Raw genomic sequence first — 22636 nt, 5'->3', positions numbered from 1 at the left:
AAATGCCTTGCCCGCCAACGGGCACGCGACCGGCATCGCACCTCGCCGCAAAGGCCCTCCCGCGCTCGCGCACGGGAGGGCGGCCGTCACGATGCGAAGCGACTACTTGATGCTGTACTTCTCCATCAGGGCGTCGATGGTTCCATCCTCGGAGAACTTGGCGAGCGTCTCGTTAATCGCGTCCTTGAGGCCGGGGTTGTCCTTGTTCACGGCGATGGCGTATTCCTCGCCGGTTGAGATCAGCTTGATGACCTGCTCGTTATCAAAGCTCGAGGCAGTGAGCTGCGCGGCCACGGAACGGTTGGTCACCAGGGCGACGGCCTGGTTGGACTGCAGGGCGGCAAAGCAATCGGTGGCGTTCTTGAACGGCACCGCGGTCGCCTTGGGGAAATTCTCGTTGACGAACGCCTCGGCCGTGGAACCGGACTGAACGGCGATCTTCACCCCTTCGGCATTGAGGGCGTCGGCGTAGTTGTCGCCCGTGATGTCGGCGTTGTCCTTCATGGTGACAATCGCCTGGTCATCCATGTAATACGAATCCGTGAAATCGACCTGCTTCTCGCGCTTGGGCGTGATGGTGATAGCGCCGAACGCGGCATCCATCTTGGTGCCCGACGCGACGGCGGCGCACAGGCCGTCGAAATCCATGTTGACGATCTCGAAGTCCAGGCCCAGGTCATCGGCGATGAGCTCGGCGAGCTCGAGGTCAAAGCCCTTGTATTCGCCGTCCTCCATATATTCGAAGGGCTCGTACTCGGCAGATGTGCCGATGGTGAACGTGCCGTCCTCGACCAACGTGTAGGCCTCGCCGTCCCCCGCCTCGCCAGCGGCGCTGCCCGCTGCGGGATCCTGGGAACCGCCGCAGCCGACGAGCGCGAGCGCACCAGCGATGGCGAGGGTTGCGGCGGTCGCGCCGAATAGTTTCTTCTTCATGAGCGTATCCTTTCCCCTGAGACGTTGATTCCAAGCAAGCTTTGCTTGGCGAACGAGTATACACACTCTCGCATGTTTTGGTATGTTTAATGCAGTTTGTTTCTCATTCATTACCGTTATGCTCATTTGCTCGCATCTTTAATGTGTAGTTATGCACATTAGTGAAACAGCGCCGCAGCCGCTCATCCCGCCACATCGCGGCCGCGCGGCCCAAATCGACGCGCCGCACAGGCTAAAGCCCTACAAAAAATGCCAGCCCGATGAAGGCTGGCATTTCTTTGAATATATTCAGACTTCCGCACGCGACGGCGATCTTCGAGTCCCGCCGACGCCAGGAGGCCAAACCGCCGTTGATGCGCCGTGGCCCTACGAGACGGACACAGCGGGCGCGCGGGAACTCCTCGAGGTTGCCGCGTCCACAGGCCCCCAACGCCTACGAGGCGGCACCACCCTCGGCATTCCCCGCAGCTGCGGGCGAGTCGCCACCTGCAGCACCCCCTGTCGTCGTTGACGCGTTACCGCCCTCATCGACATCCGCGTTCTTAGAGGCGCGCGATGTGCCGAACTTCGTCACGGAACGAACCGCGGCGCCATCCGACCCATCGGCCGCCCTGGCGCAATTGAATGTGATGGAATCCCCAACCTTGTGACGGACTATCTCGAGCATATCGGGCAAGGCGAAGTCGTAGATCGCCGAGTCGCCCTCGAGCGTGACGTAAAAGTGCGAATTTCCGTCGATGACCGCCTGGGCAATGGAGGCGATGGTGCCGGAGACCTCGACCTCCGCACCGCTCGCCGCCGCCTCATCTCCGGAAAGCGCACCGGATGTGGCGAGCATCTGCAGGTAGCTCTCCTGAGTCGACGCAACCGTGGAACCCGTGGCGACGCTCTGGTAATGCTCCACGTTGATCATGGCGTACATCTTGACCAGTCCGGCATTGTCTTTCAACGCCATGAAATAGGTCGGCTGCCCGGCGACATTGAGCAGAAGCGGGTAGGTCGCTTCGTACTTGAGGTTCTGCACCTGACCCTCGGCAGACGCCTGGGCCGAATCCTCGGTGGCGCCCGCCACCGGATAGTAATGCGACTCTCCCGTGCGCTGATTGACCAGGATGAAGCCAACATTCGAGCTGTCGGCAGTCACAGAGCTCACACCCGTGTACAGGTAGATATCATCGCCCTGGGCAAGGTAGTTGTAGCCGAGCTCACCGTCGGTGCCGAGCGTGGTGCGGACCACGCCCTGCTGGCCAAGCCAGGAGTTGAGCCAACCGCCCCTGTACGCGCCGCTCCAGTTGTACTGCTGGATGATGAGGTCGCTCGGATAGGCGCGGTCGACCCATGTGGGGCAGTCTTCAATCACGTAATCCTCAGTCTCGCCAGTGCAAGCGTTCACCAGGACAACGCGCTGGATCGTGGTGCCCTCAAACAGGCCGATGGTGCGCCTCTGCACGGGAAAGACCCACCAGGGCGTTCCCTTCTCGTCGAGCTCGAAACTCTTCTGGTCGAACATGTAGGTGGGGTACTTAAGCTGCACGTAGCGGTCGATGTTGCGCGCGAGCGGCTCACTCTCGGAATAGCGGATCGGGTCCTTCAGACGCACAACCTCGGCCTCCTGCGTGACCATGTCCACGAGCACGTACGCGGGAATACCCGTGCCGCGATGACTCAGCCACTTGAAAAGATCGGCATAGGTGAGCGGGCTCACGCGCACCGGGCGACCCTGGTAGTTGATCTGGCTGTAGGCGGGACTGATCTCGAACTGGCTCACGAACTCGGGGATCGAACCCATGGCGCGGGAGCCGAGCAGCTGCGCGGAGGCGCGATCGATCACGGGAACATCCGAATAGTCGACTTCCTTGATATCTTTGGCGAAATCACCGTCAGTGGTCTTGAGCACGTTGGCGTAACGCTCAGCGTTGCCGGGGATGAACGGCTCACCCATGATGAGGCCGACGAAGAACGCAAGAATCACCGCAAGCGGCACGTACGCGAGCCGGTTGAGCAGCGTTGCATGGCGCGCGGAGCGCAGAGCCACGACCTTGAGGGCAACCACGGCGAAGATGGCGACGAGGATGATCCAGCTCCACACGCGCGGACTGTGGATGTTGAGCGCCGGATGGAACCACCAATACGAGACGAGTGCGGCGATGCCGAGCACGATCAGCGCCACGATGAGCGCCGTGCGGCTCCAGTGGGCGAGCTTCTCCATGAACGGGGGAACGGGGCGTCCTTCGCGAACACGTTCCCCGCGCGCGGCCTTCTCCTTGGCGCGAGCGGCCTTCTTGCGCTCGCGGGCGGACTTGGGCGCTTCGCCGCCCGTAGAGTTCTTCGACTCGCCCGCCGGGATATCCTCCACCTCGACTTCCACATCGATGGGTTCCTCCGCACTGTGTTCGGCGCTGCCGGGCACCTCCACTCCGGAACGCCTCAGCATCTCCAAAATCTCGTCGTGGTTCATCGAGGTATCAATCCTTCCGGGCGGGCGGCGTGCAATATGGAGGAATGATACCCAGTTCGGCGGCGGGCAACGCGAGCGAGGGCGAAACCCCGCCCGCGCCACCGCAAGGCACCCCTAGGACTCGCGAAACACCGTTAAGAACGCCCATCCAACCGCGATGGCAATGGCACCCCAGATGAGAATCTGACTCCATGCGGAGAGGACGAAGAAGAGGCTACCGAGCGCTGCGACAACCGTCACCGCCGCTACCAACAGGGCGAATCGAACGCGCACGTCACATCCCCCATGCAGAAATTCGGCACGTTCGTTATATGCCTCGATGTCGATGCGGCGGGCCATGAGGCGACCGTACATCGCAACAAGCGCCGCTGCCGCGCAGCAGACCACCAACGAACTCAGGCCTCCCGACACATGCTGCAGCGGTACGCTCTGAATGACCGCGATCACGGCGCCGAAGCATACGAGCGCACAGGCGGCGATACGCGAAAACCCGCTCAGACGACAGGCGCGCTCGTGATCGTCATCGGTGTAGAAGTTGCTCACGAACGGATGAGCGCGACAAAACGCAACGTGCCTGATGTGGGCCACCGCAAGGCACGCGAGTGCACCCGCGGCACCCGTAAGCAGAAAATAGAAAGGATAAGGATTGAGAACCGGTCCCCAACCTCCACCGAGCAATAAAAGGCCGACGCCACCGCGCGCGAGCATCGCAACGCTCCCCACACCGAACACCAAAAAGGCGGCCGCGCCCGCAATGAACAGGGCCCGAGACCTCATGTGCGGATCGTATCCCGTCACATCGGACACAGGCGCGCCGTCGGGGATGGCAAGCGTCTGATTGACAGTCCTAACCGTCACGTCACCGCGAATCATCTTATCGAGGTCGACTTCGAAGATCTCGCACAAGCGAACCAGCTTGTCCATGTCGGGGGTGGAGGCACCAGCCTCCCACTTGCTCACCGCTTGACGGGTCACGCCGAGCAGCATGGCGAGATGTTCCTGGGTCATGTTACGCGAATCACGCAGATATAGCAGGTTGTCACGGAAACTCATGATGCGCTCCCTTTCATCGTGGTCAATCGTACATGCTCGGCGAGGCGTCCGGACCCCTCGCCGACTTCAGCTTCCGCGAACGATGCCCGTTGCGCAAGGGCGCTGGGGTTGCGTTTTGCCCCTGATCCGTCAACCGCTGGTTGCGACTCATCTACCTGCATAAACAGCATGATCTGGGCGTCTTTTCACATGACGGGGCGATACGGCCGAGCTCAATCCGCGCTTGACCTGAAGGGCACTTCAAGAGATAACCTAGGACAGACGACGACGCATAAGGAGACACGCATATGTCGCAGAGAAACGTCCAAAAGCTCGAGAAACCCGCCGTAAAGCGCACACTGCGCCGCTTTTGGGAGGTCACGCGCATGGTACCCGGCGCGGCATTCCTCGCCGTGTTCACCTCCGTCGCCTACGTGGCGCTGCTCATCTTCGTGAACACCTGGGTGATGGGCCTCATCGTGGACCGCGTGCAGGCGGCGCCCGTGCCCGCCGATAAGGTATGGGAGGTCTTCGGCCCCTACATCCTGGCGCTGCTGCTAGTGAACCTCGTCGGCCAGATCTGTTCCAAGTTGCAGGACTACGCCGTCTACAAGTTGCAGATCAACGGCAACTACCATCTCGCGCGCCTGTGCTTCGACACGCTCTCCAACCAGTCGATGACCTTCCACACGAGCCGTTTCGGCGGCGCATTGGTGAGCCAGACGAGCAAGTTCTTGGGCGGCTACACCCAGATGGTCGACGTCGTGGTCTACTCGCTCATCCCCACCATCGCAAGCACCGCCTGCACGTTCATCGCGCTCGCGCCGGCCGTGCCCGCCTATGCCGCGGCACTCGCCGTGATGCTCGTGATATACGTGATCGTGGCCACGCGCATGTACCAGCGCATCCTGCCGCTCTCCGCCGCCACCGCCAAGGCGCAGAACCGCCTCTCCGGAGTGCTATCGGACGCCGTGACCAACATCCTCGCCGTCAAGACCTGCGGACGCGAGGACTTCGAGAAGGAGCTTTTCGACGAGGCGGACCTCGCGGCCATGCAGGCCGAGAGCCGCTCCATGCGCGCCACCATGCAGCGCGGGTTCACCACGAGCGGCATCATCACCGTGATCATGCTCATCGTGTCCATCTTCGTGGCGGGCGGCAACGCCTGGTTCGGCATCTCGGGCGGCATGCTCGTCATGATGTTCTCCTACACCTATCAGCTCTCCATGCGCTTCAACTACATCAACTCGATGATGCAGCGCATGAACCGCGCCATCGGCGACGCAAGCGAGATGGCCCGCATCCTGGACGAACCGCGCCTGGTGGAGGACGCGCCCGGTGCCCCGGACCTCCTGGTGACCGAGGGCTCGATCGACTTCGACCACCTCGGCTTCGCCTACGCCGACGCCGCCGAGGGCGACCGCGTCTTCACCGACCTCAACCTGCATATCCCGGCCGGCCAGCGCGTGGGCCTCGTTGGTCGCTCGGGATCGGGTAAAACCACCCTCACCAAGCTGCTGCTGCGCCTTTCCGACGTGCAGGACGGGCATGTGCGCGTGGACGGCCAGGACATCTCCACCTGCACCCAGCAGAGCCTGCGCCGGCAGATCGCCTACGTTCCGCAGGAAGCGCTGTTGTTCCACCGTTCCATCCGCGAGAACATAGCCTATGGCCGCCCCGGCGCCTCCGAGGAGGAGATCCGCCGTGCCGCCGAGCTTGCCAACGCGCTCGAGTTCATCGATCGCCTGCCCAGCGGCCTTGATACGCTCGTGGGTGAGCGCGGCGTGAAACTCTCCGGCGGCCAGCGTCAGCGCGTGGCCATCGCCCGCGCCATCCTCACCGACGCACCGATCCTGGTGCTCGACGAGGCCACAAGCGCATTGGACTCCGAGAGCGAGGCGCTGGTGCAGGATGCACTCGAGAACCTCATGCGCGGACGCACGTCCATCGTCGTAGCGCACCGCCTGTCCACCGTGGCGGCGCTCGACCGCATCGTGGTGCTCTCCGACGGCGAGATTGTCGAGGATGGCACGCATGCCGAGCTCGCCGAGGCCGAAGGAGAATACGCCGCCCTCTGGAACCGCCAAACCGGCGCGTTTTTGGACGGGGAATAAACCGGGCGTAAAAGCTGTAGCAGGGCAAGCCGGGCTGAAAAACAGGGGCGCGAAGTCGCAATGAGGCATATCCTGCTGGAATGTCACTCACTAAGCTGCGACGAACCCCCTCGCTCGAGGAAGAGAGAGCTTTTTCGTACTCATTTTGAGATTAGTCAGATACACGCGATCGGAGACCAACTGCGACCTGCAGTTTTGTTGGGCCAAACACCCGCACTACTTCATCCTTTTTAAAAACGATACGAAAAACCTCAACTTCTCAGCGCAAGCGCGACTCGCGTTACCCCGCGAGCCCGCGCAGGTAGGCGATCTCACCCGCATAACCAGCAAGGTCGTCATGCGGGGTTTCCAAAATAAAGGGCAGTTCGCACAGGGCGGGATGCGTCACGATGGCGCGCAAAACGTGCTCGCCGCCACCGAGCTCGGGATTGCCCAGGTATCCCCCGCTGATCACCTCATGGCGGTCCTTATGCGCGCCACGCGGGTTCTTGGAGTCATTGATATGGACCGCCTGCAGGCGCTCGAGACCCACAACGCGATCGAATTCAGCCATAACGCCATCCAGGTCATCCACGATGTCGTACCCACCGTCGGAGATGTGGCAGGTATCCAGGCACACACCGAGCATGTCGGTGCCGGCAAGCTCGGGACGGCGCGAGGCCACACCCTCGATGATGCGCGTGAGCTCCTCGAAGGTGCGCCCCACCTCGGTGCCCTTGCCCGCCATCGTCTCGAGCAGCACGCACGTGCGCTGACCCTCGAACATAACGTGGCACAGAGTGCTGACGATCAGCTCGATTCCCGCATCAGCGCCCTGCCCCACATGTGCGCCGGGATGGAAGTTGTAGAGTTGCCCGGGCAGCGCCTCCATGCGCTGCAAGTCCTCGGCCATGGCCTCGAGCGCGAACTCGCGCGCCCGTTCCTTGGCGGAGCAGGGATTGTACGTATAGGGTGCATGCGCCACGAGGCGCCCAAACCCATCTTCGTCCAAGATTCGCCGCAGACCCGCCACGTCATCGAGATCGAGCGGCTTGGCGTTCCCGCCGCGCGGATTGCGCGTGAAGAACGCAAAGGTATTTGCGCCAATGGAGCGAGCAGTCTCGCCCATAGCGGTATAGCCCTTGGTAGTGGACAGATGACAACCGATGGTCAGCATGGGACCTCCGAAACACATGGGCCGCGCGCGGCCCGCCGTCGAAACACCTTGCTACTCTGCGGTCTCGAACTCGGCAAGCTCACCGGCGGGAAGCTCGACGGTCTCCTCGCCACGCACGAGCACGACAGCCGCGACCTTGGGGGCGTCGGCCCCGCTGACCATGAACTGGTGCAAGACGAAGTCCATCGTCGCCGGCGTGTCTTCATCGGGCTGGACCATAGTCAGTGTGAGCACGCCGTCGGCGAATTCGACGCTCTCGACCGTGGGCTCGGGGATCGACGAACCGGCGACCTGGACCTGCACCGTGCCATCCTCATGCTGCATCCAGCACTCACTGGGCGTGGCCGCGCTCTGATCGCCCTCGACGTTCATGAAGGGGGCCTCAGCATCCAGCTTGACCTCCCACGCAACGTTCTTCGAAGCGGCTGCGGGAGCGTCCTGAGCGGAACCGGTGCTGCCAGCGGCGACAGGCTCACCGGCACCGCAGCCGGCGAGCAGAAGCGTCGCGCACAGCGCAACGGCGGAACGACGAGTCATACGGGCATCGAACATGATGGGCATCCTTTCGACGTCAATTGGCCACCCGATTGTCCCCGAACAACCCTTCATCCCCCATTACTCCACAATCCCAGGCGATGAGCGGCCCGCCAAACGGCACCAACGGGCGTTTCTCGGGCGAAAGGCGTACCATGGATACCCAAGAACCAACACCCCATATGAACGAGGAATGATCGCCATGACCGACACGCCGAACACGGCGCCCCTCTCGCCAGCCTCTCACGCGGCAACCCGCGCTCATCTGCTCGCAGGCGCGCTCCTCGCTGCCGTCGCGCTCACCCCACTCTCCGGCTGCGGCGACGAAGGCGCCCTGGTTGCCCATGAGCAGACTTCTACCGATGCCCAATCCAACCTTGCCCAGGTTAGCGATACGGCCATCGATGAACAGCCGCCCTCGGACGTGGCCCTGACCGAGATGAGGAGCGCGTCCGACACCGCTCGATCCGAGCTTGACACCGCAGTCGCGGACATCGAAGGTGCAGGCGCGCACATCAGCTACATCGCCCTCGACCTAACAACCGGCCGGGTCATCGAGCACGACGCAGACCGAACGTACTACAGTGCAAGCACCATCAAGGGGCCCTTCTGCATCAGTCTCGTTCGCGCCCAAGGCGACACCGCACGTGCGAACTACGGCGACCTCATCTCCTCGACCGTTGTCAACTCGGACAACGAGGCGTATCGGACGCTTCGTGAAAAGCTGTACGGGTCCTCGTTTTTCGCGGATCTCTGCGCCGAGGCGGGCGTGTCGTGCGACCTCACTCACTGGTATGCCGATTACAGCGTCCGCGACCTCGCAAACCTCTGGCGCATCTGCGCGCAATGGCTCTCAAGCGATGACGCGAACGCGCAATGGCTCGCAGGCCTTATGGAAAACTCACTCAATTCCCAGGTCGATGACATCGCCGGCGAAAATGCCGTGACCTGGTCGAAAGCCGGATGGTACTCAGGCGGCGGCCCGCGCTATGACGTCACATTCGACGGAGGGATCGTCAACGCCAAACAGGGCTCCTATGCAATTGCCGTTGCGACCAACCGAGGCTCGGACTTTGCCACCGTCGAACGCGTCATGCGTCCGCTCGCGGCCCTTGCCGAAGCCGGCCTCGACGCGGCGCGCGCGCAATAGCCCCTTGCCGAGACCCCACAGCCACGCATCCCCGTCCGAGCCAGACCTTATAATGGTCTGATCCGATTCGAAAGGAACCCTGTGAAGGTCATCGTCTACACCGACGGCTCGTCGCGCGGCAATCCCGGTCCCGGCGGGTACGGCGCCGTATTGCGCTACACCGCGCCCTCGGGAAAGCTGCACACGCTCGAGCTCTCCCGCGGTTACGACCGCACCACCAACAATCGCATGGAGCTGCTCGGCGTCATCAGCGCACTCGAGGCGCTCAACCGCCCCTGCGATGTCGAGGTCCACTCGGACTCCCAGTACGTCTGCAACGCCTTCAACCAGCACTGGGTCGAGGGCTGGATCCGCCGGGGGTGGAAGACCTCACAGAAGAAGCCCGTCAAGAACGTCGACCTCTGGAAACGGCTACTCGCCGCCAAGCAACCCCACAACGTGACCTTCCATTGGGTGAAGGGGCATGCCGGGCACGAATTCAACGAACGCTGCGACCAACTCGCCTGCGCCGCAGCGGACGGCACGGATCGCGTCTGCGACACTGGATTCGTCGAGGGCGAATCCGACTAACCGGCCCAACCACACGTATCTCGCGTGTCCACACCGGGGCGCCCGCCGGCGCCGAGAGAGAGAGGAGCGGACATGATCCGCATCGCCACCATCGGAACGAGCGGCATTACCGCATGCATGATCGACGCCCTATCGAATGTGGAGGGCGCCGCCTTCGTGGGCACCCTCTCGCGCGATCGCCAGAGAGCCGCCGCCTTCACGTCCGAGCATGGGGGAACGACCCCCTTCACCTCCCTCGACGAGCTGGCGGCAAGCGACGAGGTCGATGCAGTCTACATCGGCAGCCCCAACGCCCTCCATCACGACCAGGCCCTCGCCTGCATCGCAGGGGGCAAACACGTCATCGTCGAAAAGCCCTTCTGCGCCAACCGACGGGAGGCCGCAGAGGTGTTCGAGGCAGCTCGGGACGCGGGCGTCGTCGCGCTCGAAGCGATGCGCCCCCTGCACGACCCCGCCTTCCACGCCATCAAAGACGCTCTGCCCCAAATCGGCGCTATCCGCCGCGCCACGCTGCGCTTCGGTAAGTATTCCTCCCGCTACGATGAGATTTTGGCGGGGCGCCATACCAACATCTTCGACTGCGCCATGGCCTCTGGATCCCTCATGGACATCGGCGTTTACTGCGTCGAGCCGCTCATCGAACTGTTCGGAGCCCCCGAGCGCGTACTCGCCTCCGCCGCGCTGCTCGACGAGGCGACCCACGACCTCACGAACGGCCCCATCGACGGATCGGGCGTCATCCTCGCGTCCTATCCCAACATGACTGCCGTCCTCGCACATTCCAAGACCACCAACGACCTCTCGGACAGTCAAATCGAGGGTGAGCTGGGAACCCTCACCGTGCACGGCATCTCCGCGCCCTCTTCCATGCACATCGACCTGCGCTCCGACGCCGCGCGGCAGACGGACTCCGTGGGTTATTCCTCCGCGCAGACCATCGGGCGAGACATCGACCTCCCCGCATTCGAGAACACCATGCAACACGAGCTCTCGGACTTCGCCGAGGCCGTTGAGCACGTCCGAACGGGCTGCGTTTGCACCGAGGCGCCGTGCGGCCCCTTCGGCACCGTCGCCCACTTCCGCGACATAACCCTCTCCTCACTCGCCCTCATGGACGAGGCGCGTCGCCAGACGGGCGTGAGCTTCCCTGCCGATCGCACGGCGCCGGACGCGCCCGATGTGCCATCCGTCGAATGGTTGCATGTTTAGAGGCATTTTTCGGAAATCGAGGGCGTCTCCTTGCCTTGCGCCTCCCCTTCTGCTCAAATGTTACTTATCAAGTAACGATAGGAGACGCCATGAGCACCACGGCCACCGGGCAGCCCATCACCCGCCGCAACACGCGCCAGCGCCAACTGGTGCTCGATGCCGTGCGGTCGCGCTGCGACCACCCCACGGCGGAGGACATCTACCTGCAAGTCCGCGAGACCGACAATCGCGTGAGCCGAGGGACCGTCTACCGCAACCTCAATCTTCTCACCGAGGCGGGAATCATCACCACGGTGAAGGCCCCCGGCACCACCCGCTTCGATTGGCGCTGCGACGGCCACGCCCACGTCGTGTGCCGGGCCTGCGGGGCCGTGGCGGATATCGCCCTGCCCCATGACGAGGCGCTCGACGCGCGGGCGGCCGAGGAAACATCCTATTCGCACGTCTGCCACAGTTTGATTTTCGAAGGCACCTGCCCGGCCTGCCAGCGCGCAGCCCAAAACTAGACGAGCCCCAGCTTTCTACAGGCGTTCCAAATGCCATCGTCATCCACATCGGTGGTGACGAAGCTGGCGCGGTCCTTCACGCCATCCCATGCGTTGCCCATGGCGATGCTCGTGCCCACGACCTCGAACATACCGAGGTCGTTCTCGCCATCGCCGAACGCGATCGCCTCCTCCGGCGCGATGCCAAAGCGCTCAAGCGCCGCGCGCACGCCGTAGTCCTTACCGCCCTTCGCAGGGACCACGTCGCAGAACAGGTCATTCCAGCGCGTTGCCACGACATGCTCGGTTTTGGAAAGGAATACCTGCTCGACATCGGGCCCGCCGAACACGTTGAACTGATAGACCGGAAGCTCGTAGGCCCAATCGAGATCGCCGAGTGAGTAATCGAGCCCCACCTGACGACCGAGCTCGATCACGCGGTCGCCAAGATTGTTCACAAACGAGCGGCTCCCTTGCATCACGTACAGGTCATAGAGCCCTTGGCGGGCCTGCTCGACTATCGCGCGCACGTCGCGGTCATCGATATGGGCATCGCGAAACACCCCTTTATCGTCGAAGCACAGCTGACCGTTCATGGTCACATATGCGTCGAAGCCCGTTTTGAGCTCCTCGTGCATCTCCATGAGCGAACGGCCGCTGGCGATACAAACCTTGATTCCCTTCGCACGCATGAGTTCGATGGCGCGCCATGCGCTCTCGGGCACACGGTGCGTCTTGAAGCCGACGAGCGTGCCGTCGATATCGAAAAACGCCGCCTTGATCATCGGGTCCTCCCATGCGGCTCGAGGCGCACGGGCGCCATTACAAGATCTCGAGGGCCCCGTCCTTGACGGTGAGGCCGATATTGCCCTGAAGCAGGTCGTCCATGAGGGTGCCGACCAACTCGAAGCGCCAGCCTTCGCGCAGGGGGCTGCGCTCGGGATGCTCGATGTAGTCGAGCAGGCCGTCACGCGAGACAATCAACGAGGTTGCGACGCCGGAGCGCTCGGAGACGAGGCGGATGAGCGCGTACATGAGGTCGATGACGCTCTCGAGCTCAGGCGCCGGTGCGCGATGGGCGCGGCCAACCGAGGGCAGGTTCTCCTGTGGGCAGCGGCGACCGCGAGCGATTGCGTCGAGAGCCACCTCGACATCGCGTGCACTCAGCTGTTCGGTCCCGCGCACCGCACGGAAGTCCTCCACGGTCTGCGGCGCGCGCTTGCACAGCGCCAGCAGGACTTCGTCGGACATGACCCACTTACGCGGGATATCGCGCGTCTCCGCCCGCTGCTCACGCCAAGAGGCGAGCTCACGGGCAACGGCGAGCTGACGGCGCGTACAGGCGTTCACGCGCTTCACGCGCTTGAACGCGGCGCGGGGATCGCTGCGATAATGGGCGGGGTCGGCAAGGGGGCGAATCTCGTCGCGCACCCAAGCCGTGCGACCGAGCGAATGCAACTTGGACTCGATGACGCGATACGCATCGATGAGATAACGCACATCGTCAAGGGCGTACTCGATCTGCTTGGGGCTCAGCGGACGGCGCGACCAGTCCGTCAACGACTCGGTCTTGGGCAGGGAGACACCGCAGAACGTACTCACGAGGTTGTGATAGGAGCACTGCGCACGCTCACCAAGGAACCCCGCCGCCACCTGTGTATCGAAGATCGGCGCGGGCACGGAACCGAGCGCGTGGCAGAGCACCTCCATATCTTGCGAGCAGGCATGGAACACCTTGAGCGTGTCGACGTCGGTCATGAGCTCGGCGAGCGGCCCCAGGTCGTCGATCGCGAGGGGGTCGATGACCACGCACTCGTCCGGCGTGGCGACCTGCACCAAGCACAGCTTGGCGTGATAGGTCTTCTCCCGCAGGAACTCCGTGTCGATGGCGATGGCCGAAAAAGCACGGGCGCGATTGCAGAAGGCGGTCAGGTCCTCATTTGTGGAGATGTACATTCGTCTCCCCGGTACGGGAAAACCCGCGTGCGACACGGGTAGGATTACGTCATCTTGTAACTATACCCGCCTTTTCATGAACAGGGAACTCGCCATGCGTTGCCTCATCATCCACAACCCCGCCTCCGGCCCCCGCTCAGACGAGATTTTCGACTTCGCGCGCGCTCTGTCCGAGGCCGGCGACGAGGTGTGCCTGCGCTTCATCGGCGACGGCATGGAGCCCCATCAGGCCGCGGAGGACGTGAACGCGTTCGACCGCGTCGTGGTCTCCGGTGGGGACGGCACCGTATCCAACGTGCTCGACCATATCCGCGATAGCCACGTCCCCACGCTCGTCTTCCCCTCCGGAACTGCGAACCTGTTCTTCAACAACATCGGCAACGCGCCCGAACCCGCCGCACTGGCCAAGGCCTGCCGCGAGGGCCGAACCAAGACGGCCGACATGGGAGAGCTGTTCTGGAAGGCGGAGGACGGCAGCGTCCAACGCCACGGTTTCATCATCATCGCGGGCACCGGCTTCGATGCCGACATCATGCACAAGGCCGAGCCCGCCAAGGGCGACATGGGCGAAATCGCCTACTTCCTCTCGGCGCTCGCCAACCCCGCCCCCACCGTCGCGCACTTCACCATCGAGCACGACGGGGAGGTCGACGAGCTCGACGGCATCGGCTGCATGGTGGGCAATACCGCGCTCATCCAAAACGATATCAACCTGTTCCCCGATTGCCGCATGGACGACGGGTTCATCGATATCGCCGTGATCCAGCCCGCCAAAACCGTCGAGCTGCTCCCCACCCTGCTCGCCGGCGTCCTCGATCCCGCAGGCAAGGGCCTGGGTCGGCCGCAGTTCACCCTCTTCCAAGCCAAGGAGGCGCGCATCACCTGCACGCCCTCCCTCGGCATGGAATTCGACGGGGAGCTCATACACAACAACACCGGCGAGTTCGGCGCCCGCGTCCTTCCCGCCTGCCTCGACCTCATCGTCGACGACTTCGCCAAGCTCTAGCGTATCGCGGCGCGCGTAACGGCACCGAAACGTATCGCCCGCCCCGTTGCACCCGCACTGCACTGTGCTATAGTCCCTAACCAACGTTTCGACCTCCGATATCGCGAAAGGAGCCATCATCATGAAGCAGATCACGTTCGTCTCCCTCAACAACTGGTGGTGGCATGACGCGTCTTCGGCCGGTCGACGGTGAGTCCTCATACCCATATACCATCCAGGTAACACGAGGCCTCCGGTTTGACCGGGGGCCTTTTTTCATGCCGAGGCCCCGTCCACCGCCTTTGCCCCCCCTGAACGCAAGCGCCCCAGTTCGCGAAAGGAACCTCCCATGACCACCCCGTTCCAACCCAGTGGCCGACCCCGCACCGTCGCCATCGACGAGCGACGCGGCCTCGACATCCAAAGCCTCGTCTTGCTTGCCGTCCTGCTCGCCGCCGGCTTCATCCTCAACTTCACGGCAGGCAAGGCCATCTCCGCGGTCTCCGGCGGAGCCATCGCCCCCGAATTCATCGTCTCCGCCTTCTGCCTCGCGATCCTGGTCATTCGCCCCACCATCCCGCAGGCCCTCGTGATCGGACTCATCTCGGCCGCGGTCATCCAAATCACCACCAGCTCCCCCGGCATCGACTTCGTCGCCGAAGGCATCGCCGCCGTCGCCATGGCGTCGATCGTGAACGTCGGCGCGCGCACGCCCGCGCGCAACCTGGTGCCCGTGGTCGGCACCTTCATCACCACATTCCTCTCCGGAATGATCTTCATGGTGGTCAAGATGGCGCTCATGGGCTTCGCCGGCGAGCTGGCCGCCGTGATGACTCCGGTCGTAACGGTCACGGCGGTCTTCAACGCGATTCTCGTCGGCGCGCTCTATCAGCCCGTCAAACAATCGCTCGGTCTGAACGAGTGACGCAGCCGCATCCGTCCCACTCGGCATCTCCAGATGCCGAGCACCGAGAAGGGAGCCCTATGAGCGCGATCATCGAAATGGAGTGCGTCTCGTTCTCCTACGGCACCGCCGCTGACGGCGCCTACGCCCTCAAGGACATCGACCTCTCCGTCGAAGAGGGCACCTTCGTCGGCCTGATCGGCCCCTCGGGTGCCGGAAAGTCGACGCTGGCGAGCGCCATCACCGGCGCCATCCCCCACCATTATCGGGGCCGCCTGTTTGGCTCCACACTCGTGGCGGGACTCGACACCTGCGAGGCGTCCCTCACCGATATAGCCAAGGTCGCCGGCTCGGTCCTCCAAGACATCGACGCTCAGATGGTGGCCTCCGTCGTGGAGGACGAGCTGTTGTTCGGCCTTGAGAACTTCGGCATCGACCACCACGAGATCGAGGGGCGCATCGCATCGGCCCTCGACGCCGTGGGCATCGCCGACCTGCGCCATCGCGAAATCGCGACGCTTTCCGGCGGGCAGAAGCAAAAGGTCGCCATCGCCTCCATCCTCGCCATGACGCCCCGCGTCATTGTCATGGACGAACCCACCTCCGCGCTCGATCCCGCGAGCGCGCGCGATGTGTTCGAGGTACTCCGACGCGCCAACGAGCTGACGGGGATGACCGTCATCCTCATCGAGCAGACGGTCGCGCTGCTCGCCGAGTATTGCGACCGCGTCGTCGTGATCGATCAGGGCCGCATCGCACTCGACGGTACGCCGACCGACGTTTTCTCCCACGGGGAGACCCTGCGAGCCATCGGCGTTGACACCCCGAGAACCGTCCGTATCTCCAACAGCCTCGCCGAAGCCGGGCTCGCGCCAAACGACTCCCCCGCACTCACGCTCGACGGCGCCGAGGCCCTCGTCGCGGGCATCCTCGCCCCCGGACTATCCAAGAGTTCGCCCATCGCGCCGTGCGCCCTGGACGATCGACCGGATGTGCGCGACACGGCCGATAAACGTCCGATCATCGTCGACGTCGCCGGAGCAGCGTATTCCTACGGAACGGGGCAGGCGGGCATCGAGGGCATCGACCTCACCGTGCGCGCCGGCGAGATTCTCGCCGTCGTCGGCCAGAACGGCGCCGGCAAGACGACCTTCACCAAATTGCTGAACGGCCTGATCAAGCCAAGCGCCGGCGTGGTGCGCATCGCCGGGCTCGACACCCGCGCGACACCGGTGAGCGTGCTCGCGTCACACGCCGCGACCCTCTTCCAAAATCCGGACCGCCAGCTATGCCGAAATACCGTCGTCGAGGAGATCTCCTTCGGCCTCGAGCTCCAAGGCGCGCCCGCCGATGCCGCACGGGAAAGGGCACGTCACGTCGCCGCCACCTTCGGCCTGCCCGAAAACGCCTCCCCCTTCAACCTCTCCCGCGGCCAACGCCAGATGGTCGCGCTCGCAAGCGTCGTGGCCCTCGAACCCGAGCTCATCATCCTTGATGAGCCCACGAGCGGGCTTGACTACCGCGAATGCATGACCGTCATGGAGACGGTCCGCCAGCGCGCACTCGACGGCGCCGCCGTCGTCATGGTCTGCCACGACATGGAAGTCGTGAGCGATTTCGCCGACACCCTCGCCGTCATGACGGAGGGCAGGCTGATCGAAGTCGGCCCCTCCCGCGAGGTATTCGCAAACGACGCGCTGCTCGCCCATGCGCGCATCGCAGCGCCGTGCGTTCCCGCGCTCGGCAAGCGCCTGGCGGCCCGTTTCCACCCCTCGTTCGCCCACATAACCGAAGTCGCCGACCTCGTCGCCCTCGTCAAGGAGCTGAAGGCCCATGCTTGATGTCATCGATTGCACTCCCGGGAAGAGCCTGCTGCACCGTCTCAACCCCGTGACGAAGCTCGCGATCGCAGCGGCGATCATCACCGCGACCTTTCTCGCGCAAAGCCCCTTCGCCCTCACGGCCCTGCTCGCACTCACCCTGGCAATCGGCGCCTATGCCGGCGTGGCAAGACGCCTGACGGGCCTGCTCAAAGTGCTCCTGCCCATCGTGGTCGTCATGTTCACCCTACAGGTCGCGTTCACACCCACGGGCGAGCATATCGTCGCATTCGCGACCGTCGATGGCGTGATCGGCGGGCTGCGCGCATGCCTTCGCCTGGTCGGCATCGCCTTGCCGCTCGTGCTCATGCTCAGTGTGACGAGACTCACGGACCTGGCCAATGCCTGCGTGGAGGTCCTCCACGTCCCCTATCGCTACGCGTTCACGTTCACCACGGCCCTTCGATTCGCCCCGGTGTTCACGCGCGAGATGAACGCCATCATGGAGGCTCAAACCGCGCGCGGCGTGCACTTTGACACCGGCAACCCGTTCAAGAAGCTCGCCCTCATGATTCCCGTGTGCATCCCGCTGCTCGTAACCTCGGTGCAAAAGACCGACGCGACGGCGCTCGCGGCCGAGCAGCGCGGTTTCTACCTGCGCACGCGCGCCAGCTCCTATCGCCGTTATCCGATGACCGCCACAGACATCGCCGTCCTCGGCTGCTGTCTCGCACTCGTGGCGATCGGGTTCACCCTGTAGGCGCACCTACACCAAGGCGCTAAGATAGCGATGCACGACGAATGAACCCGCCCGCGATGGGCGACGACCCGATTTTGCCAGGAGGAACCATGCAGCTGACCGACCGTCTCGACGAGCGCACGTGCGAGCTTCTCGCCGACGGCTTCGATGCCGCGCGTGAACGCCCCGTGACCCTGCGTGCCAACACGCTCAAGGCAACTTCCGACCAGATCTCCACGGCGCTCGACGCTGCCGGCATCGGTTATGCCCGCGTGCCCTGGTACGAAGACGCCTTCGTACTCGATGGCGCGCGAGAGCGCGAGGTGTGGGGCCTCGACATCTACCGCGACGGCCTCGTGTACCTGCAGAGCCTCTCCTCCATGCTCCCGCCCCTCATCCTCGATCCGCTCGCGGGCGCCGACATCCTCGACATGTGTTCGGCCCCTGGAGGCAAAACCTCCCAGATCGCCGCCCTCACGGCCAACGGCGCGCACCTCACCGCTTGCGAGATGAGCGCACCACGCGCCGAAAAACTCGCGTACAACCTCGACAAGCTCGGCGCTCAAAACGTGAACATCATGCGCACGGACGCTCGTCGCCTCGACGAGTTCTTCAGCTTCGATCAGATCCTGCTCGACGCGCCCTGCACGGGAACCGGCACATATCGCACGGGCGACGAACGAGCGGAAAAGCGCATGACGCCCCAACTGCTCGACAAGGTGGTCAAGTCCCAGCGCGCACTGCTGGACCGAGCGCTCACGGTCTTGAAGCCCGGCGGCACCCTCGTCTACTCCACCTGTTCGGTTCTCCCCGAGGAAAACGACGAGCAGGTGCGCGCGGCCCTCAAGCGCCATCGCGACTGCAAGGTCGTGCCGATCCTAGCGGGCAACGTCGACGACGGGCAGTCCGATCCGGAAGAGCGCGTCATCACTATCGCGCGCGCCGATGAGGGCGAGTTCGCATGGCCGATCATGAATCTCCCGAACTCGCTCGAGGGAACGCTGACCCTCGCCCCAACCCGACTGTACGAAGGGTTCTACGTCGCCGCCATACAAAAACAGGCCCCCCGCACCAGGCGATAAGGCCACGCTGGACAGATATGAAACGGGACCCCCGCGTCAATGGCGCGGGGGTCCCGACGTTTACACAGATGCGAGCGTCCGATCGACGGCTATCGCTCGCGCTCCTCATCGCCCTTGCGGGCGTTGCGGTCCTTAAGGGTAGCGAACAGCAGGTATACCAGGGCCACCACGGCGATGGCGCCGGCGATCATGAACACCGGGGCCAAAATGTCGAACATCTCCACGGCGGCACCATCCCTTCTCGCGCGCGGGCGCGCATTCTCAAATTGCTCTCGCCGCCCCAGCATACCAGATTCGACCCCGCTGGCCGCCATGGCGCAGGAACCACAGAGGCATGGAGACCGCGTGAGTGACGCCCCTTCGTCCTCTAAAGCATGCGGGCGGGTACAATGAATCGACATTCGTCCTTCCCTCAAGGGGGCATCATGACCAACACCACTCCCGACGCCGCGCGCGCCTCTGTACCCGATCCGCGGCCCGATGCCGTTGAGCCGCAGATGGGCACCGGCTCCGCCCCCGCGTCCAACCCCATACCGGCCATCGAGCGCAGCGTCGACCATGCCGAACTCGAACCCGGCGACACCGATACCGACCCCATCTCGGTGAGCGCCGAGGTCCCCGAGTCGATCGAGGCGACCATCGATTTCTCCGAAGTCGAACTTGCCGACGAATTCGCCGAACCCGAGCTCGCCGTGACGCCGGGCGGCCTGCTGCCCATGGAGCCCTCGCCCATCGAGGGCCGTCTGCGCAAGGCCCCGCTCCGCGTCCCCGATGAGCTTGAGGAGTGCGGCGGCTTCACGCTGTTCGGGCGTCGCATCAAGTCGCTGCTCTACACCACCGACGTCGCCGTCATTCGCAACTCAAACGCCGATGCGATCTTCGCCGTGTATCCCTTCACCGCGCAGCCCGCCATCACGCAGGCCCTGCTCACCGCCTCCGAGGCCCCCGTCTTCGTGGGCGTTGGCGGCGGCACCACAACCGGCAAGCGCTCCGTGCAGTTGGCGGCTGTATCCGAGATGCAGGGTGCCGCGGGCGTTGTCGTCAACTCCCCCGCTCCACCCGAGATGATCGAGCAGATCTGCGCCGTCATCGATATCCCCGTCATCGCCACCGTGGTGCGCTGCGATGCGGTTGCGCATGCCAAGGTGAAGGCCGGCGCCAAGATCCTGAACGTCGCCGCCGGCAAGGACACCCCTGCCGTTCTGCGTGAGCTGCGCGAGATCTACCCGAATCTCCCGCTCATCGCATCCGGCGGTCGCAGCTCGCTGTCCGTTCGCGAGACCGTCCAAGCGGGCGCCAACGCCGTCATCTGGACGCCGCCCTCGGCGCAGCAGCTCCAGGCCGACATGATGCGCCGCTATCGCGAGGCCGAAGTCAAGCCCGAGGTGCCGATCATGGACCCGGTCGCCGCGGCAGACGTCAACCCCCTCGAAAGCGCACGCGCCGACGTGCCCATCCCCGACGAGCTGATCGCCAAGGCAACCACCGGCGGCCCCAAGCGCCAGCGCCCCTTCCCCCAGCTCTTCTTCAAGGGTAGGCGCCACTAACGCTTGCCCGGCACCCCGATCTCTTGGGCAGGCCCCATCAGAGCCTGTCCGATATCCCGATCGCACAAGGCCCCTGCCAGCTCGATCCGTATGGTCGACAGGCAGGGGCCTTCTTCATGCCCAAATGCTATACTCCGCACCATGGGTGCACGCCCGAATAATCTCACGAAAGGACCAGCCATGCTCGTCACCACGCTCGCCAACTCCGCATCTCACGATTACCTGGCAGATCGCTTCCGCGCTGCCTACGACTTCCTCACCTCCTCCGATCTCATGTCTCTACCGCTCGGCCGCAATGAGATCCAAGGCGACGACGTCTATGCGAACGTGCTCGAGTACGATACGGTCCCCGCTTGCGAGAAGGAGCTCGAAGCGCATCGCGACTACTTCGACGTCCAGTTCGTGGCAAGCGGCGAAGAGCTTCTGCAGTTCGCCAACTGCGAGGGCCTCGAAACCGTCCAGGCCTACGACGAGGCGGACGATTACTGCCTGCTCAAGACCCCCGAACCCGTCACCTCCATCGTGCTGCGCGCAGGCGAGCTCGCCGTCTTCGCGCCCGAGGATGCCCACAAACCCGGTTGCGCCCTGGGCGAGCCGTGCCATGTCCGCAAGATCGTCGTGAAGGTCCGCGCCTAGCACCGCACACCAAAACGACCCATCAACTAGATTCGAATCGAAATATGAAAACGCTCCTCTCGCAACTTGCGAAGTTTGGCGTGGTCGGCATCGTTGCCACCATCATTGACTTCGGAATCATGAACCTGCTCCATTACGGAGCCCACCTCGATATCCTTTTCGCCAATACGGCGGGATTCGTCGTCTCGCTCATCTTCAACTATGTAGCGAGCATGAAGTTCGTCTTCGAACACAAGGACGGGATGAGCCGGCGCCGCGAGTTCATCATCTTCGTTGTGCTCTCGGTCATCGGCCTCATCCTGAACGATGGCATAGTCCTGGCCCTCAACAAGGGGCTGTCAATCGAGGCCAACGTTGCAAAAATTGCCGCCACGGCACTTGTAATGATTTACAACTTCGTGACGCGCAAAATCTTACTCGACGGCACGAGCAGCCAATAATCGCACACCAATTGCCCGTTCACCGGAGTTGAAATGCCGCCCGCCGACACGTCATGTCGGCGGGCGGATTCATATGCTTCTTGTGCTTGACCTTACAATTCGTTTACCCAAGACGTATAGTTGCCTGCATTGAAGCAGGACGGCCATGATGGCCCTCGTGAGCGGAAGTGATGGTTTGCGCAGCGCACTCGCACACCCCAATACTCGTCAGTTTTTGAAATTCGCCGCCGTGGGACTCGCCTCCCTGGCGGTCGAGTATGCGTTTCTCGTCTATCTGCTGCAGTCGCTCAATATGAACTACCTCATGGCGACCACGATCTCCTTCATCATCTCCATCGTGTTCAACTACATCCTGTCCATGAAGTACGTCTTCGTGCATAAAGAGGACATGAGCCGCCGCCGCGAGTTCATCATCTTCTCGGTGCTCTCCGCCATCGGCTTGGGACTGAACGACCTGTACATGTTCATCGGCGTCGGTCTGCTGAACATCGGCACCATGTCCATGAAGCTCATCTCCACGTTTTTCGTCACCTGGTACAACTACTTCAGCCGCCGTAAGTTCCTGGACGCCGGCCACGCGTGAGAAGCCTCGGGATCCATGCTCGTCGATTGGCTAGAACTTGATAGAAACGCAGCGAAAAGGGCCGAATCGCGGCCCTTTTTCATATGTGTACCCGAAGATGCCGAGGCTCTGGCGGCACCTCGGTTCGTGGCCATCAGACCTTCAAGCTTCAACTCAAAGTTGAAAGTCGTGACGGAGCGCAAAACGCCTCAGTTTCGTAGACATCTGTACGTCTTACCAGGTAGATGAGGTGTTTTAGGTCAGTTGACCTTCGGTTAAACCCTCACCTTAAAGGTGAACTTGAAACTACAAAACTGCTTCACA

General features: G+C 63.3%; 22 protein-coding genes. 14 read left to right on the top strand and 8 right to left on the bottom strand.

What is annotated here, in order from left to right; genetic code table 11:
• Positions 1–102: 102 nt before the first annotated feature.
• The 3 genes from FY258_RS02815 to FY258_RS02805 all read right to left on the bottom strand — a co-directional run bounded on the left by FY258_RS02815 (position 103) and on the right by FY258_RS02805 (position 4444).
• Complete coding sequence (locus tag FY258_RS02815) at positions 103–933, bottom strand: ABC transporter substrate-binding protein (protein ID WP_118102939.1); 831 nt, start codon at positions 931–933, stop codon at positions 103–105.
• A gap of 433 nt (positions 934–1366) precedes the next feature.
• Positions 1367–3391, bottom strand: coding sequence for a COX15/CtaA family protein (locus tag FY258_RS02810; protein WP_118102937.1), 2025 nt, complete (start codon positions 3389–3391; stop codon positions 1367–1369).
• Positions 3392–3505: 114 nt separating this feature from the next.
• Positions 3506–4444 carry a helix-turn-helix transcriptional regulator gene (locus FY258_RS02805; RefSeq protein ID WP_118102935.1) on the bottom strand — a complete coding sequence of 313 codons (939 nt, stop codon included), beginning with the start codon at positions 4442–4444 and terminating at the stop codon, positions 3506–3508.
• A 287-nt stretch (positions 4445–4731) separates the two neighbouring features.
• Between FY258_RS02805 and FY258_RS02800 the strand changes: the two genes are divergently transcribed.
• A complete protein-coding gene (locus FY258_RS02800; RefSeq protein WP_118102933.1) occupies positions 4732–6537 on the top strand; it encodes an ABC transporter ATP-binding protein in 1806 nt (601 codons plus the stop codon).
• Positions 6538–6817: 280 nt separating this feature from the next.
• Here the strand turns inward: FY258_RS02800 and FY258_RS02795 are convergent, their stop codons facing one another.
• Both FY258_RS02795 and FY258_RS02790 read right to left on the bottom strand, forming a co-directional pair.
• Positions 6818–7693, bottom strand: a complete 876-nt coding sequence (locus FY258_RS02795) for a deoxyribonuclease IV (protein ID WP_118102931.1) — start codon at positions 7691–7693, stop codon at positions 6818–6820.
• Positions 7694–7744: 51 nt separating this feature from the next.
• Positions 7745–8245: a hypothetical protein gene (locus tag FY258_RS02790; RefSeq protein WP_259324416.1), complete on the bottom strand. Its 501-nt coding sequence runs from the start codon at positions 8243–8245 to the stop codon at positions 7745–7747.
• A gap of 184 nt (positions 8246–8429) precedes the next feature.
• On the opposite strand from FY258_RS02790, the gene FY258_RS02785 reads away from it, so the two are divergent.
• The 4 genes from FY258_RS02785 to FY258_RS02770 all read left to right on the top strand — a co-directional run bounded on the left by FY258_RS02785 (position 8430) and on the right by FY258_RS02770 (position 11662).
• Positions 8430–9377: a serine hydrolase gene (locus FY258_RS02785; protein WP_147350712.1), complete on the top strand. Its 948-nt coding sequence runs from the start codon at positions 8430–8432 to the stop codon at positions 9375–9377.
• 81 nt (positions 9378–9458) lie between these two features.
• On the top strand, positions 9459–9947 hold the full coding sequence (gene rnhA / locus FY258_RS02780; RefSeq protein WP_118102925.1) for a ribonuclease HI: 489 nt from the start codon (positions 9459–9461) through the stop codon (positions 9945–9947).
• 72 nt (positions 9948–10019) lie between these two features.
• On the top strand, positions 10020–11156 hold the full coding sequence (locus tag FY258_RS02775; RefSeq protein WP_118102923.1) for a Gfo/Idh/MocA family protein: 1137 nt from the start codon (positions 10020–10022) through the stop codon (positions 11154–11156).
• A gap of 89 nt (positions 11157–11245) precedes the next feature.
• Positions 11246–11662: a Fur family transcriptional regulator gene (locus FY258_RS02770; protein WP_182279387.1), complete on the top strand. Its 417-nt coding sequence runs from the start codon at positions 11246–11248 to the stop codon at positions 11660–11662.
• On the opposite strand, the gene FY258_RS02765 is transcribed toward FY258_RS02770, so the two are convergent.
• Together FY258_RS02765 and rnd are read right to left on the bottom strand one after the other, a co-directional pair.
• On the bottom strand, positions 11659–12426 hold the full coding sequence (locus FY258_RS02765) for a Cof-type HAD-IIB family hydrolase (RefSeq protein WP_118102921.1): 768 nt from the start codon (positions 12424–12426) through the stop codon (positions 11659–11661). The genes FY258_RS02770 and FY258_RS02765 overlap by 4 nt on opposite strands.
• Before the next feature lie 37 nt (positions 12427–12463).
• Complete coding sequence (gene rnd, locus FY258_RS02760) at positions 12464–13597, bottom strand: ribonuclease D (protein ID WP_118102919.1); 1134 nt, start codon at positions 13595–13597, stop codon at positions 12464–12466.
• Between the two features lie 94 nt (positions 13598–13691).
• Here rnd and FY258_RS02755 point away from each other — a divergent pair, with 94 nt between their 5' ends.
• The 5 genes from FY258_RS02755 to FY258_RS02735 all read left to right on the top strand — a co-directional run bounded on the left by FY258_RS02755 (position 13692) and on the right by FY258_RS02735 (position 19127).
• On the top strand, positions 13692–14603 hold the full coding sequence (locus FY258_RS02755; RefSeq protein ID WP_118102917.1) for a diacylglycerol/lipid kinase family protein: 912 nt from the start codon (positions 13692–13694) through the stop codon (positions 14601–14603).
• Positions 14604–14931: 328 nt separating this feature from the next.
• Positions 14932–15507, top strand: coding sequence for a hypothetical protein (locus FY258_RS02750; RefSeq protein WP_118102915.1), 576 nt, complete (start codon positions 14932–14934; stop codon positions 15505–15507).
• Positions 15508–15566: 59 nt separating this feature from the next.
• Positions 15567–17327, top strand: a complete 1761-nt coding sequence (locus FY258_RS02745) for an ABC transporter ATP-binding protein (protein ID WP_118102913.1) — start codon at positions 15567–15569, stop codon at positions 17325–17327.
• Complete coding sequence (locus FY258_RS02740; protein WP_118102911.1) at positions 17320–18066, top strand: energy-coupling factor transporter transmembrane component T family protein; 747 nt, start codon at positions 17320–17322, stop codon at positions 18064–18066. Before FY258_RS02745 ends, FY258_RS02740 begins: the two co-directional genes overlap by 8 nt.
• A gap of 89 nt (positions 18067–18155) precedes the next feature.
• On the top strand, positions 18156–19127 hold the full coding sequence (locus FY258_RS02735) for an RsmB/NOP family class I SAM-dependent RNA methyltransferase (protein ID WP_259324415.1): 972 nt from the start codon (positions 18156–18158) through the stop codon (positions 19125–19127).
• An 89-nt stretch (positions 19128–19216) separates the two neighbouring features.
• On the opposite strand, the gene FY258_RS02730 is transcribed toward FY258_RS02735, so the two are convergent.
• Entirely contained in the window at positions 19217–19351 is a 135-nt protein-coding gene (locus FY258_RS02730) for a hypothetical protein (RefSeq protein ID WP_259324414.1), read from the bottom strand.
• 201 nt (positions 19352–19552) lie between these two features.
• Between FY258_RS02730 and FY258_RS02725 the strand changes: the two genes are divergently transcribed.
• The 4 genes from FY258_RS02725 to FY258_RS02710 all read left to right on the top strand — a co-directional run bounded on the left by FY258_RS02725 (position 19553) and on the right by FY258_RS02710 (position 22333).
• Positions 19553–20674: a beta/alpha barrel domain-containing protein gene (locus FY258_RS02725; RefSeq protein ID WP_259324413.1), complete on the top strand. Its 1122-nt coding sequence runs from the start codon at positions 19553–19555 to the stop codon at positions 20672–20674.
• A 180-nt stretch (positions 20675–20854) separates the two neighbouring features.
• On the top strand, positions 20855–21310 hold the full coding sequence (locus tag FY258_RS02720; protein WP_118102907.1) for a NanQ anomerase/TabA/YiaL family protein: 456 nt from the start codon (positions 20855–20857) through the stop codon (positions 21308–21310).
• Between the two features lie 44 nt (positions 21311–21354).
• A complete protein-coding gene (locus tag FY258_RS02715) occupies positions 21355–21750 on the top strand; it encodes a GtrA family protein (protein ID WP_118102905.1) in 396 nt (131 codons plus the stop codon).
• A gap of 148 nt (positions 21751–21898) precedes the next feature.
• Positions 21899–22333, top strand: coding sequence for a GtrA family protein (locus FY258_RS02710; RefSeq protein ID WP_118103982.1), 435 nt, complete (start codon positions 21899–21901; stop codon positions 22331–22333).
• Positions 22334–22636: the final 303 nt, after the last annotated feature.

The organism is Collinsella intestinalis (assembly GCF_902364775.2).
Taxonomy (GTDB): domain Bacteria; phylum Actinomycetota; class Coriobacteriia; order Coriobacteriales; family Coriobacteriaceae; genus Collinsella.
The sequence above is the reverse complement of the archived record's forward strand: the minus strand, read 5'-3'. Positions and strand labels throughout refer to the sequence as shown.